Here is a 15,369-nt window from a genome sequence, read left to right as displayed (position 1 = left end):
GTTCAATTTAGGTGTAGAAGCGGGCCAACTGATGGTCTTATGCCTACTACTGCCCCTTTTGATTTGGCTGCGAAGGTTCCCGTGGTATCGTAAAATGATGATTTCAACGTCTTGCCTTATTTTTGTTCTGGCATTTTATTGGTTGATTGAAAGATTGTAATTAGGCCATTCATTGATCAATACGAGAGTTAGCGGTATTTTTGCTAGCTCTTTTTTTATTATTGCGGTGTGTTTAACGTTTCCGAAGTTGGCGATACGGACCGCTTCTTCGTGCAGGGGCAAATGAGATAATTGGACTTTGGGATAGGGCGTCCGCACAGCAGCAAGGAATTATTGACTGGTTCTTATACGTTTGTTGACTCATACTGGAACGTACTGGTAAAAGTTACAAAATATCGGAAAAAATGCTGTTGTTCTATTCAATACGTCAGCAACTAAGTGCAACTGAAGGATAGTCAAGGTGATCCGATAGACCTGCTCGCTCAAGAGTGAACCGCAAACTTTTGAACCCGTTGAACTGTGGTCCAAGAACACAATAAAGGGAGTGTGTGTTTATTATGTTAGGTGCAGGGTATCCTGTACCTAACAGTCCATTGAATATACGCCAATCCATAGTAGATAAGAAGCTGAAAATGAAAACAAAACGCCTCTTTTCCCCCATTACCGGCCTTGTCGGTGGTACATTGAATGTTACATTAATTCCAATGTATAAATACAAAATATGTTGTGCAGTAGTCATTTAACTGATATCATAAATCGTGTACGATTCGAATGCGGGGTGGAGCTGAAGTTTTTGAAAAAAAGTTTAAACCGGTACGTTCTGACAGATGAAATTTATGCTTTATTGAAAGAACAAATCCTCAATCACCATATTGCTCCAGGGGATAAAATCAATATCGATCAATTAGCCCGTGAACTTGAGGTCAGCAATATCCCTATTCGTGAAGCACTATCTAGATTGACTGCTGAGGGCTTGGTGAATATGGTGCCATTCAAAGGCATGTATGCAACGGAGATGTCTCTGCAAGAGTTGGATGAAATCTTTGAAATCAGAATGGAATTAGAATGCTTGGCAATTAGAAAAGCAGCCCCCAATATACCTGATTCATTGTTGGTTGATTTGAAAGCAGACATGAAAAGATGGTCTAACAGAAAGCCGATGGAAATGGAAGAGAAAATCAATTTGATAGCTGAGATGAACCAAAGCTTGCATGGTTTAATACTGGATTTCTGTGCAAACCATTCCTTGAAGAACTTGATCGCGATGTATATACAGAGAATTCAGAGATATCTATCGGTTATTCAAAAAGGAATGGATCAGCAAGTGATTGAAGAGGAATGGAATGAACACATGCTGGTTGTAAGTTGTTTGGCTGCAAGGAATGTTGAGGAAGCGGAACAAGCTTTGCTGCAGCATTTGAGTAACTCGCACGTGCGTACTAGAAGCTTTTTTATTTAATTTTTTTGACAATAATCATACACGATAAATGATTTATCATAAAAATAATAACTCTTTATAAAAAGGAATGGAGGCCAACCAAGATGCTTCTGACTGGAAAAACGGCCATCGTGACGGGTGGTGGATCAGGAATTGGCGAAGCGATTGTACGTTTATTCGCAGCACAAGGCGCGAAGGTTGTGATCGCGGACTGGAATGTGAAGGAAGCCGCCCGATTGGCAGTTGAGTTAACGTCAGCCGGACTATACGCTGCAGTAGTGAAGACCGATGTTTCGAAGGAAGAGGATGTTCGAGCGCTTATCCAAGAGACCTTACGTGTATTTGGTCAACTGGATGTAATCGTGAATAACGCAGCCGTCATTTTGCCTAAGTATCTAGAGGATATTGAACTGGACGAGTGGGATCGCCTGATCAACATTAATTTGAAGAGTGTTTTCCTTATGATCAAGCATTCGCTCCCCGAATTAAGGGAAACGCGCGGAGCAATCGTTAATATGGCTTCTTTAAACGGTTTAGTTGGGCAAAAGATGAATCCCGTTTATGCAGCAACCAAAGGCGGAGTTATCGCAATGACGAAATCTCTAGCATTGGACTACGCGACGGATGGGATTCGTGTAAATTGTATCTGCCCAGCCGGTGTCTCTACGCCACTCTTGCAACAATGGATTCAAGAACAGGATGATCCAGTAGCAACTATTCAGTCCTTGAATGATATGCATGCGCTGGGTCGGCCGGCTACTTCGGAAGAAGTTGCCCAAGCCGCGCTCTTCTTGGCCAACCCTCAATCTGGTTTTATAACCGGTGTAGCTCTTCCCGTTGATGGCGGAGCGTCGCTTGGTTACTAAATATACAATACATTCATAAAAACTAAGGAGATGTACAAAAATGAAGATTACTAAAGTAGAAAGTTTTGTATTGCATGTACCGATTACACCACCGATTACAGATGCTATTAACGTTGCTACACACTGGGGATTAGCCGGGGTTCGCATCTTTACAGACGAAGGCTTTGTCGGATACGGATACACGGGTACTTGTGCCCATGGCGATGATATGATCGTTGATACAATTGATAAATACTATGCGCCACTTTTGGTTGGGAAAGATCCGTTTATGGTAAGAGAACTATGGAATGATATGCGTTTTGGCAAAATGCACTGGATCGGCCGATCGGGCGTAACGCACATGGCGCTTGCAGCTGTGGATATAGCGATATGGGATATCATGGCGAAAGCATCCAATAAGCCGCTATGGCAGTATCTTGGCGGAGCCAAATCAACACCGATTAAAGCCTATAATACGAATGGCGGCTGGTTGAACTGGTCGAAGGACCGTTTGCTGAAGGATGTAACAGAGATTGTAGAATCAGGTTTTACAGGTGTCAAAATCAAAGTCGGCAAGCCGGATCCGCGTGAAGATTATGATCGCTGCAAGGCGGTAAGGAAAGCGATCGGTGACGATGTGATCTTCATGATCGACGTCAATCAGCAGTGGAATATCAACACCGCTATGACTTGGGGTAAAAAGCTAGAAGAATTCGATCTGTTCTGGTTGGAGGAGCCGCTCAATCCTGATGATATTATGGGTCACAAAAGGCTTGCTGACGAGTTAAACGTTCCTATTGCTTTAGGTGAGCATGTTTATAACAAATATGCATTCAGAGACTATATACATCAAGGTGCAATCGAATATTGTCAAGTTGACGTAACCCGTGTAGGTGGTATTACAGAATGGCTGCAGGTGGCTGGCTTAGCTGCTTCTTACGATATTCCGATTTGTCCGCATGTTGGTGATATGGGTCAAATTCATCAGCATCTTGTAGCGTCTACACAAAATGCCATAATGCTGGAATATATTCCTTGGATCCGTCACATTTTTGAAGAGCCTGCGACTGTAGTAAATGGGCATTATGTACTTCCTCAAATGCCTGGGGCTTCGACAACTATATTGCCTAAATATTTTAATGAGTATCGAGTGAGATAAGTTCGTACAAAGGAGCTTGCACCCATGATAATTGACGCCCATCAGCATTTTTGGAATTTGGAAAAGGTAGCTTACCCTTGGGTGGATCCGGCTTACGGATCGATATGCCGTACGATTGAAGCGGATGAACTTACGCCATTGATTCGAGAGGCTAGTATTAACAAAACAGTCATCGTTCAAGCCATGAATTCCTATGAGGATACCGAATATATGTTGAAGGTAGCCGGCGAAAGAGAATGGGTAGGCGCGGTTGTTGGGTGGGTGCCCTTCAAGTGTGGAACACAAGTAACGAAGAAGATTGGGAGGCACGAGCTGCAGAAGCTGATATAGGCGTCGTCTACGTAGATGGCGCAGTCGTGCATACAGGCTCCATCGTTGTACTGTCTTCCGAAAGGAAAGGCCGTTCCGTGAGCCTCTTACCGACCGTACTGATGGCGATCATCCCTACCGAACGGATCCAGACACGGCTGGGAGAAATACTGACTCCTTTAGATAGAATGAACCGTGAAGAACTGCCAGCCGGTATTCATTTTATCTCCGGTCCGAGCCGCTCTGCTGACATCGAGAACGACTTGACGATCGGCGTTCACGGACCGGGTATCGTTTATGCACTTATTGTAGGGTGATCGAGCCCAATATCGAGAAGAACACAGCGTATTGCACAAATGGTATGTCAAAAAGCTTAATAAGCAAGGGGCTGCACTAAATTTTTGCGTAGCCTCTTTTTTACGACCAAAGCAAGGAAAAGTTGCTTTGCAGATCAAATGACTTTGGGACAACTTTTTCTGAGCATTACTCTATTTAGGTGATGTTAGTTTAAAAAAGATCAATAAGAACCCAAAATAGATCATTTGAATGCGTTTTCATATGGGGTATTGTTGATATATAAAGCATTTTAAAAAGAAAGGGGAAAATGTAGCTATTCACTTGAATGCGTGTATAAATAGAATGATTCACTTGTTTTGTTATGTCCGCAACGATACAATTTGTAACTTTATGTCGATTTTTCTTGCACGATTTGTATTTCTTGTGTGCGATTTGAAACAAAGGATGAAAGGGTGATCGTTGTGCGCAAATTATTGATGATGCCTCACAAGAAGAAAACTTTATTAAGCGTAATGGTAGCAGCTTGCATTTCCTCAGGTTTCATCGGCATTCCAACCCTATTGCCACTCGGAATGGCGCATGCGGCAACCGCGATCACATACACAGGATCTGCACAGCCCCCGGCTCATAATCTGGCCCTATGGTATCGTCAACCAGCAACGGATTGGCAGACACAAGCGCTGCCGATTGGAAACGGATTTATGGGCGGAATGGTGTATGGAGGTGTAGATCAAGAGCATATCCAGTTCAACGAGAAGACGCTTTGGACAGGCGGTCCGCGTTCTAGGGTTGGAGGCGGAAGGGACGGCAACAGAGATGGTGCGGCCGATCATTTAGAGGATGTTCGCCAGAAGCTAGCCAGCGGCGATGTAGGCGGAGCCACTTCGATTGCCGAGCAATATTTGACAGGGACATTAAACGATTATCCGCAATTTGGCTATTTTCAAAATTTCGGCGATATGTATTTCGATTTTGCGCTTCCCTCTTCTGTGACGGTTACCGACTATCGGCGCGAACTTGATCTGGAGGATGGGATCGCGCGTGTTACTTACAAGCAGGATGGGGTCGATTATACACGCGAATATTTTATGAGTTATCCGGATAAAGTGATGGCGATGCGTCTTTCCAGCAGTCAGCCGAATCAGTTGAACTTTGATGTAAGGCTCACAAGCCCGCAGACGGCTCCTTCCATCGTGGCTAACGGCAATACGCTGACTCTCAGCGGTAAGCTTGATGATAATAATATGGCCTATGAATCGCAGTTCCAAGTTAAGAGTGATGACGGAACGGTTACGGCCGGCAATGGAAAGCTGACGGTAGCAGGCGCTAGCTCTGTAACTATCCTCATGTCTGCAGCTACGGATTATACCAATCATTATCCGGATTATGTCGGAACGGATCCACACCTAACCGTGACTGATAACTTAGCAGCAGCTTCCGCCAAAACGTATGATGTTCTGCGGGCGAACCATTTGGCTGATTATCAGTCACTGTTTAAGCGAGTATCGCTTAATCTGAATGACCAGCAGGCCACGGTACCGACTGACCAACTTCTGGCCAACTACAGAACGACTCGTACCAGTGCGCTTGAATCACTATTTTTCCAATATGGCCGCTACTTGCTCATTGCTTCTTCGCGTCCGGGATCGCTGCCTGCCAACTTACAAGGCGTTTGGAATAATTCCAAGACCCCGCCATGGGGAGCCGATTACCATACGAATATCAATCTTGAAATGAATTATTGGCCTTCTGAAGTTACCAATTTGAGTGAAACGGCGATTCCTTATGTTGATTTTATCGAATCTTTGCGTGCTCCAGGCCGGGTCACAGCTCAGAAGCATCACGGTGTAACTGGTTCCGGATGGACAATTCATACGTTCACTAGCGTTTTTGGCTATACGGCACCAGGTTGGGATATTAGCAACTGGGGATGGCAGCCGGCCGCTGGTGCGTTCCTTTCCCAGCAGCTTTGGGAGAAATATTTATTTACGGGTGATACGGAATACTTACGAAATAAGCTTTATCCGATTATGAAGGAAGCGGCTGAATTTTGGACAAAAACGCTCGTTACGGATACGGACGGAACACTGGTATCTACGCCGGGTGTTTCACCGGAACATGGTTCATTAAGCATAGGGGATTCTTATGATCAAGAGCTGGTTTGGCAATTGTTCACGAATTGCATTGATGCGAGCAACGTTCTTGGTATGGATGAAGCTTTCCGCAATGAGCTTATGGATAAACGAAGCAAGCTGTCTATGCCGAAAATTGGGCAATACGGTCAAGTACAGGAATGGAAAGAGGATATCGACGATCCGAACGATGCTCATCGCCATATCTCACATCTGGTAGGTTTATACCCGGGCAATCTGATCAATAAGGTAACAACTCCTGATCTATTTCATGCGGCAAAAGTGACCCTTACTCAGCGTGGAGATGAAGCGGAAGGTTGGAGCAGAGCGAACAAACTGAATATGTGGGCTCGTATGCTTGACGGTGATCATGCTGAGAAGATTCTCCAAGGACAGCTTGACGACAGCATGTACCCGAATTTATTCAATGTTGGCCCGCCATTCCAGATTGATGGTAACTTTGGGGCGACATCCGGAATCGCAGAGATGCTTTTGCAAAGTCATACTGGAAGTATTGACTTGTTACCGGCTCTTCCTTCGGCATGGGCCAAGGGAGATGTCAAGGGCTTGAAGGCAAGAGGCGATTTTGAAGTGGATATGAGCTGGAATGGGACAATATTGAGGAATGCGACGATCACTTCCTTGGAAGGAAATGTCGCCAAAGTTAAGGATAAGACATTCACCCATGCCGGACAATTTACAGTGCTTAAGGCAGCGGACAATACGCCGGTGAACTATACGGTTAACGGAGATACGATAACGTTCAATACCGAAGCGGGACAAAAGTACGCAATCACGTCGTCGATGCCTGCGACACAACTGGCTGTTACGGCTCCTGAGTACATTTCTCCGGGGAAAAGATTTGAAGTAACGACAACTTTTAAAAATGATGGACCGAACGCCATTTCAAACGCGAATATCTCTTTACAGGCTCCGAGCGGATGGGCAGTCGAAGCTGATACTCCAAATGTTATTCAGCAAGTAGCACCAGGCCAATCCGTTGATACGAAATGGGGCGTTACACCGTCTGCAACGATGGCAACTAGCATGTATGAGCTCTCAGGCAAAGTAACTTATGCTTACGGAGATTTGACTGGCAGTGTTGACGCTAAAGTGAATGTAACCTCTCCGCCAATCGTGCCTTCAGGCGAAGTTTATTTAGGCGACGCTACCTGGATGAGTGCAACGAATGGATGGGGACCCGTGGAACGCAACATGAGTAACGGAGAGTCATCGGCAGGCGACGGTAATCCAATTACGCTGAATGGGGTTGTCTATCCAAAAGGACTTGGCATCCATGCAGCATCCGAGATCTCCTATTATTTAAACGGGAAAGGCAATTTGTTTACATCGGATATCGGTGTTGATGACGAAGTAGAGAGCAGCCGTGGAAGCGTCATTTTCCAAGTTTGGGCGGATGGCAATAAAATATACGATAGCGGCGTCATGACTGGAAACAGTGCAACAAAGGCAGTAAGTCTTGATATGACAGGCGTGAATGTCCTTAAGCTAGTCGTAACGAATGGTGGAAACGGCAACGGTTCCGATCATGCGGATTGGGCTAACGCCAAGGTTACATCACCTATTGCAGATGGGGCTGTAACCGGCGTACAGCTGGATAAGATGGATGTTGCGCTCAAAGTGGGAGAGACGACACAGCTTACGGCTACGGTTCAACCCGCGAATGCGACGAACAAAAACGTCAGCTGGGCAAGCAGCGATCCGTTGGTAGCCAAAGTTGAAGTTGTCGGCGGCAAAGCGATGGTAACAGGTCTCAAAACGGGTAGCGCCGAGATTACGGCGACGACAGCAGACGGAAGCTTCCAAACGAAGGCCCAAGTGGTCGTGACGAATGAGACTGGGACCGTACAGACCATAAAAGTCGACGAAAAGGATCCATCCATCGTGTATACCGGCACATGGTCGACTTATAGCACATCTCAAGATTACGGCGGTTCTGAGAAATACAGCAATACAGCAGGCAGCTCCGCACAATTTACGTTTAAGGGAACAGCGATCAAATTAATAAGCATGAAGCAGACGAACATGGGTAAGATTGATGTGTATTTGGATGAAGTGTTGGATCAAGCGGATATTGATTGTTATGCGCCCAGTACAGCCAAACAGGTTGCCGTCTACAGCAAGATAGGTTTGCCAGCCGGAGAACATACGATCAAAATCGTTGTCAAAGGTACGAAAAGCCCATCGGCAGTGGATAGAATTGGAGCTATCGATGCATTTGAGTATACACCGGCTATAGCCGCACCGAATGTAACTGCAGACGATACGAACAATGTGATTGCTGGTGTCGACGAAAGCATGGAATATTCGATAGACGGCGGGGCGAACTATACAAAGTACAATGCGGCCAAAATACCTGTATTCAAAGGCGACAAAACCGTACTGGTACGTGTTGCTGCAAATGAAGTTAACTCGGCGGGACTCGCGAAGACGCTGACGTTTACACAGAATCCGCTTCAAACGATCGAGTTGACGCATATACCGAGCGAGTTGAAGGTTGGCGATACGGTTCACGCGATTGTAAATGCGAAATACGGCGAGAACGATTTCACGCCAGTTACCGATGGCGTAACGTACCGCAGCAGCAGTCAGGAAGTTGCTGCAATTGACGCCACGGGTACAATCCAAGCGCTTAGTTCGGGCCATACAACAATTATTGCTGAATTTAGCGGTAAGCAGGCGTCTGTTGATGTTACGGTAGCCTTGATCGCTCCAACTATTCCTGGCGACTTGAACGGAGACAGCAGAATATCTATTGGCGACTTAGCAATTGTGGCTTCGGCTTATGGAAAAACTTCTGCATCCCCAGATTGGAATCAGTACAACAAAGCGGATCTTAACCATGACAACAAAGTAGACATTAGTGACCTAGCAGCAGTAGTGACAAAGATTCTGAAATAACACAACGTATTGGTCAATCCCACGGTCATTAATGAATATGGGATGAGCTCCATCGAAATCAATGATTTCGCGATGCTGGCCAAGAAAATTCTGGAGTAAACTCAATAAAAATCAGGAGGAAGATGTCATTTGAAAAAACACCTCAAACAGACCGGTATGATGTTAACCGTGTTCATGGGATTGCAAACTTGCATCCCAGCAGCAACCATATTCGCAATAGATCAAACACAAGATCAAGCAAGCGTTTTTTCAACAAATTCGATAACAACCCAAACTTTAGAAAATGGCGTTTATTCTAAGGACTACAACGATGGCAATATTAGCGGATGGACCGCTGCCAAAGGAACAACTGCTTTTACTCCGGATAATGGCACTGTAAAAGCGGTAACACAAGGTGCTGTCATTCTCGCTGATCTGGAATCGCCTAAATATGCGAATGGCGAATATGAAGTCAAGCTGAAGTTCAACCAAGTGCCTACCCGATTCGGATTAGTGCTCCGTTATGCGGATAAAAACAACTATAGTGTCATTCAATACGATACGAGCAGTTGGGGCTGGGATGTTCTGAAAAATGGGGTGGAGTCATACGGCAATATCAATTCAAGCGGCTCAACATTTGAAGCCAATAAACAGTATACGTTTAAGCTTCGTTATGAGAATGACAGCGTGCAGCTGTGGATCGATGGTGTCAGTGTTTTTAACACCACCTTACCAAGTTTGCTGACAAATGCTGGACAAATCGGAATTCGCAGCTGGTTTGATAACAAAACCTTCTTCATCGACGATGTGAAATTGACAGAGGTGAAGGTAAATAATCCTGTTCCTAAGCCGATTACGCTCATCGATACGATCGCATCAGACCAAATGACCGTTGAAATTGATAAGGAATTCCCACGCGTGAAAAAGTATGTGTGGAAAAGCACCGGCGCAGAGATGAATGGTCAATTAGATGGGATCAATGAATTAAAAATCAACGGAAAATCCTATTATCCGACTGCAACGGCCTACGTCAAGAAGGCAGCAACAGCAAGTAAAGGAGAAACAGCCGCCTATACGCTGCAAATTCCAGAAATCAATGTAGATCTGGAAATGGAACTCGAGCTGAAAAACAACGTGCTGAACTTCAATGTGACGAACATCGTGGAAAAAGGCGCAGAGAAAGTAAAAACGATCGAGTTTCCGAATCACGACCTTGTGTCCGTCCTAGCCACACAGCCTAAGGCACAAGAGACTGCCGTATCTGTGACAGGCGGTTGGAACATCATTAACGAGGAATATAACGATCTCAAAAGCGGAGCGACGGATGTCAGCGGAAGTCGTACGTATGCGTTCCTCAACTCAGATATGCTCGCTGCGACTATTGTCAATAACGTCGTGAATGGGAACGATAAGGTTCGTGTGAAAGTGGCTAACGATACGACAGGCACGAGGAAAGCAGCGATGTCGAACGGCGCATGGACCTATCACGGAAGTACGAAGCCGGAAATAGCAGCGGAGCCATTGCCATGGGCTAAGATCATTATTACGCCGGATGCGAACAATGACAGCGCGGTCGACTGGCAGGATGGCGCAATCGCGTATCGCAACCATGCTGAGGCTCCTTACCGCAGCGAAATGATTCGCGATAACATTTCGTACATAGCGATGAACATCGGTTCCACAACCTCATCTCCATTCTTGCGAACGTTTGATAACGCGAAGAAAATTTCACATTTGACCGACGGCTTCGGACAGATTGTTCTGCACAAAGGCTATCAAGCCGAAGGACATGATGATTCCCATCCGGATTATGGAGGCCATATCGGTATTCGCCAAGGGGGCAAAGAAGACTTTAACTTTATACTTAGCGAAGGCAAGAAGTACAACATCAAGGGCGGCGTTCATATCAACGCGACAGAATACATGCTTGACGCTTTCCAAACGAAAATGGAAAACATGGTGAATCCCCTAAGCAAAGGATGGGGTTGGCTCGATCAGGCGTATTATGTGGATAAGACGAAAGATGTTGAGTCAGGAGAATTGAAGCGACGTCTTGATATGCTGAAAAGCGACACGGGAAATAACCTCGACTTTGTTTATGTAGACGTATATGCTGGCGTCGATTGGAATGCGAAGAAGCTCGCAGAATATGTGAACGGCAACGGCTGGATGCTGGGGACCGAGTTTGCTGGACCGCTTCATGAGCAGGCTGCATGGGTTCATTGGGGTACGGATCCAGGCTATCCAAACCAAGGTAATAATAGCTCGATTATTCGTTTTATTCGCAACAATGTGATGGATGGATTCATGAGTAATCCTCTATTGAAAGGCAATAAGCAGGTTGGCGTTGGATACTGGCAAAACAATCCTTTATTTTACAGCTATAACAAAACGACGGAAGCGTTCTTTGATCACAATTTACCAACGAAATACATGCAATACTTCCCAATTATGAAAATGACGAATGATCGCATCGATTTTGAAAGTAATGTTTCTGTGGCGCGTGGTCAAGACGGGAACATTCATTTGTCCAAAGACGGCCATGATATGGCGATCATGACAGATAGCAGCGAGATTAGCGACAGCACGGTATTCATTCCATGGGATCCGGTTAAGGAAGATAAAATTTATCACTGGAACCCGAAGGGCGGCTCAACGACTTGGACGGTACCGGTATCATGGAGCAGTGTGCAGACTGCGCAACTATACAAGCTGACGGATTTGGGACGCGAGCTTGTAGGTAGTGTACCGGTGACGGGCGGTCAAGTGACATTGACGGCGGAGAAAGGCATCGGATATGCGCTTTACAAGGATCAGGCTCCAGTGGAAGCTGAGACGGTCTGGGGAGACGGCAGTCCGGTCAAGGACGCAGGCTTTGACAGCCAGAAGTTCAACGTATGGAAAAAGTCGTCGACAGCACCGAATACAGATCATATCGTATTTGCAAAAAACAGCAACGCTGAAGATATGATGCAGGTGAAAGGTCCGAATGACGCTAAGATTGAGCAAGTCATTACTGGACTTACGCCTGGTAAAACGTATACTGCATCCGTTTGGGTTAAGGTAGACGGAACACGCAAAGCGACAATAGGCGTGAAGCAGGGCGATCAAGAGGTAGTTAACAGTTTGGAAGAAACGAATCATAAGTTTTTGGCGCAGCAGCACAAGTATATCAATACGAACTTCCAAAGGTTGAAAGTATCGTTCGATGCGGCAAGCGATAAGGCGACACTAGCCCTTAATGTGGCAGAAGGTAATGCAACCGTATCGTTTGACGATGTGAGGGTTTGGGAAAATCCGACCAAGACAGAGAAGGGAGACTCCGTATTTTTCGAGGACTTTGAGAACGTCGATGAAGGATGGGGACCATTTGTCTATTCGAAGCTTGGACCAGTCCGGACGCATCTGGTGGAGACGAACGGCAATCAAGTGAAATCGTATGTGTTGGATGATAAATATTCACTCAAAACAAATGAGGAAGGGACGGGTGAATGGTTGCGGACACTGCCGCAGACGCTCCAACTGAAGAAAGATAATCTGTTCCATTTGACGATGGATTATAATGCGGATATGCAAGATATGTACACGGTCGCTGTGCGCGTCAATGAGAATGGCACGGTGCGTGATCTTGCTTCCCAGAAATTAAATGCAGGAAGAGGCACATTAGATTTAACGTTCCCAACAGATGGAGCAAAAGACGCTTACCTAGCGATTATCAAAAACTTTGATAACAATCAGGCCGAATTAACGGGTACTCTGGTCGTAGACAACATTCGAATCGATGACAAAGGACCTATCGTGCCTGTCGAAGGAGTCCTTGTAACCAAAATAAGTATGAATGAACAAGAAGTAACTGTAAATAAAGGAAATACTGCGCAAATCAATGCACGTGTGGAACCAGCCAATGCATTCAATAAGACGCTGGAGTGGAGTTCCGACAAACCTGAGGTCGTTTCCGTTGACCAGACAGGAAGAGTAACCGCAATTAATTCTGGTACGGCCACCATTACAGCGACGACGAAAGACGGCAGCCATTTATCCGCAACCAGCAAGGTTACAGTATTTGAACCTAATGTGCTTATTCCGCAGTCAAGCATGACGGCAACTGCGTCGAGCTTCCAGCCGGGCGATGACCCAGTGAACGCGCTCGATGGAGATTCTTCCACGATTTGGCATACGAAATGGTCTCCTGCGCATTTACCGGAGTCGATTACGCTGAATCTTGGCGGCAGCTATGAGGTGAATCAAATCAAATACACGCCGAGATCGGGTGCGGGGAATGGTACGATCACCAAATATAACGTGTACGTAAGCACCGACGGGGACAATTTCACACAGACTGCCAGCGGCACCTGGATTCGTGACGACAGTGAGAAAAGCATTGTATTTGCGAAGACAACGGCATCTTATGTGAGATTGGAAGCGATTGAGGCTGTGGGCAGTTTTGCTTCAGCTGCGGAGATCAATGTATTTCGTGTACCTAGCGTGACTGAGGTAGCGGTGACTGGCGTTCAATTAGATAAGACGCAGGCTACCCTGAAAGAGGGGCAAACCACAGAGTTGGTTGCAACTGTGCTTCCGATTAATGCAACGAACAAGGATGTAAGCTGGTCGAGCAGCGATGGAACCGTTGTCAAAGTGGAAGTCAAGGACGGCAAGACAATCGTTACCGGGTTGAAGGCCGGAACAGCGGACGTTACCGTGACCACGGTCAACGGCAGCTTTAATGCAGTAAGCAAAATTACAGTTCAGCAAGGGGACGTTTTGCAAAACGCGGCAACTACGTTATCCACGGTTAGCAGTGTCCAGTCGGGTAAGGAATTCAAGGTACAACTAGGGTTAAGTAATGTAACCCAAAGCGTATATGCACAAGATATCGAAGTTGACTACGATCCGACCATCATGGAGTTCATATCGGCTAAGTCATTGATCACTGGCGTCATTCTCGTTGAGACTGTTTCGAAAACGGCCGGCAAGCTTCGATTTATCGTAGCGAGTGAAGGGGCTGGGCACGCGGTTACAGGCAACGCGCAGGTTCTGGAGCTGACTTTCAAAGCGAAGGAGGTCCTGCAACCGACGACAGGAATGATTTCTGTATCTAGTGCAACGCTGTCCGATGATAAAGGGATAGAAACGAAGGCGGCCTCCTCGGCAGCGAGCATTCAGGTAACGAACGTAATTCCACCACTAGCAGATGCAACGTTAACTGCAGATATTACAGCACCGACCAACACAAGTGTCACAGTAACGATCAGCTATCCAACTGACGCTAAGGTGAAAGAATACAAAGTGGGCGCAAGCGGCACATGGGCAGCGTACACTGGACCTGTCGTCCTTTCGGTAAATGAAACCGTGTATGCAAGAGGAACGGATGCGGTGGGTAACGTATCCAATGTAACTAGCATTGTTGTAAGCAATATCGATAAGATTGCGCCCGTAAGTGTCGCATCTTTAAGCCCGGCTGCGCCTAATGGCAGCAACGGATGGTATACGTCAGATGTAACGGTAAGCTTCTCTGTAAGTGACAATGTATATGGCGTGGCGAAAACAGAGTACCAAGTGAATAACGGAGGTTGGATCACCTATACCGGTTCTATTCCTGCCTTTGGTGAAGGGAACTATACGATCGGTTATCGGAGCACGGATCTAGCAGGCAATGTAGAACCGATCAAAACCATCGAGTTCAAGATTGACAAAACGGCTCCGATATTAACCGTTCAATTAGATAAAACGTCGATATGGCCGGCGAATCATAAAATGGTGACGATTAATGCCACGCTGAATTCGAACGATGCTGCATCAGGCGTTACATCAGTGGTGTTAACCTCCATTACGGTCGATCAACCGGATAGCGGACAAGGTGACATTGGGGCTAATATCGGTACTGCGGCCACTTCATTTAGTTTACGTGCAGAAAAAGGACGCGTCTATACCATAACCTACACGGCAACCGACAAAGCGGGCAACAAAACGGTTACTTCTGTAACCGTCACAGTACCTCATGATCAGTCAGGAAATCATTAAGAAAAAGAAAAGCAACCCATTTGCAATACGAATACTTCAGGAGGATGGTAGTTTTACTATCCTCCGTTTTTACGGATAATCGGAAGACCTATCGTAATCAATTACCATAACGAGAAGTTCCAGCTGCAACAACTTCCTTAATTGATTGAAATGTTTTGATACTAAGCCAGGAGTAAGTTTTTCCTGGCTTAATTTCTTTTCCCCATTTTTTAAACTCAACCAAAAATATCATCTTTTATTCAAAATAAATCATGTGAATGCGCT

The 15,369-nt window shown here is 45.8% G+C and carries 7 protein-coding genes and 1 pseudogene; all 8 read left to right on the top strand.

Features of this window, described 5'->3' with window-relative positions:
• Nucleotides 1-160: HupE/UreJ family protein (locus tag GC098_RS41990; protein ID WP_512699007.1), on the top strand; the 160-nt coding region annotated here is incomplete at its 5' end.
• Nucleotides 161-793: 633 nt separating this feature from the next.
• Nucleotides 794-1,459 carry a GntR family transcriptional regulator gene (locus GC098_RS02360; RefSeq protein ID WP_171640598.1) on the top strand — a complete coding sequence of 222 codons (666 nt, stop codon included), beginning with the start codon at nt 794-796 and terminating at the stop codon, nt 1,457-1,459.
• 83 nt (nt 1,460-1,542) lie between these two features.
• Nucleotides 1,543-2,304 (top strand): SDR family NAD(P)-dependent oxidoreductase, encoded by a 762-nt coding sequence (locus tag GC098_RS02355; protein ID WP_171640596.1) that lies wholly within the window; start codon nt 1,543-1,545, stop codon nt 2,302-2,304.
• Between the two features lie 40 nt (nt 2,305-2,344).
• Entirely contained in the window at nt 2,345-3,442 is a 1,098-nt protein-coding gene (locus GC098_RS02350) for a mandelate racemase/muconate lactonizing enzyme family protein (protein ID WP_171640594.1), read from the top strand.
• 24 nt (nt 3,443-3,466) lie between these two features.
• Complete coding sequence (locus tag GC098_RS02345; RefSeq protein WP_171640592.1) at nt 3,467-3,772, top strand: amidohydrolase family protein; 306 nt, start codon at nt 3,467-3,469, stop codon at nt 3,770-3,772.
• Nucleotides 3,709-4,068, top strand: a pseudogene (locus GC098_RS02340) (LutC/YkgG family protein); the annotation flags it as partial. The gene GC098_RS02345 and the pseudogene GC098_RS02340, both read left to right, overlap by 64 nt.
• Nucleotides 4,069-4,509: 441 nt before the next feature.
• A complete protein-coding gene (locus GC098_RS02335) occupies nt 4,510-9,102 on the top strand; it encodes a DUF4073 domain-containing protein (RefSeq protein ID WP_171640589.1) in 4,593 nt (1,530 codons plus the stop codon).
• Nucleotides 9,103-9,231: 129 nt separating this feature from the next.
• A complete protein-coding gene (locus tag GC098_RS02330; protein ID WP_171640587.1) occupies nt 9,232-15,105 on the top strand; it encodes an endo-alpha-N-acetylgalactosaminidase family protein in 5,874 nt (1,957 codons plus the stop codon).
• The last annotated feature ends 264 nt before the right edge of the window (nt 15,106-15,369 follow it).

This window comes from Paenibacillus phytorum (genome assembly GCF_013141715.1).
Taxonomy (GTDB): domain Bacteria; phylum Bacillota; class Bacilli; order Paenibacillales; family NBRC-103111; genus Paenibacillus_E; species Paenibacillus_E phytorum.
This window is presented reverse-complemented; position numbering and strand designations above follow the sequence as displayed.

Excerpts from the sequence above, each read along its gene's own strand:
- GC098_RS02355 (WP_171640596.1), top strand. The coding sequence starts at position 1,543 with ATGCTTCTGACTGGAAAAACGGCCATCGTGACGGGTGGTGGATCAGGA.
- GC098_RS02350 (WP_171640594.1), top strand. The coding sequence starts at position 2,345 with ATGAAGATTACTAAAGTAGAAAGTTTTGTATTGCATGTACCGATTACA.
- GC098_RS02345 (WP_171640592.1), top strand. The coding sequence starts at position 3,467 with ATGATAATTGACGCCCATCAGCATTTTTGGAATTTGGAAAAGGTAGCT.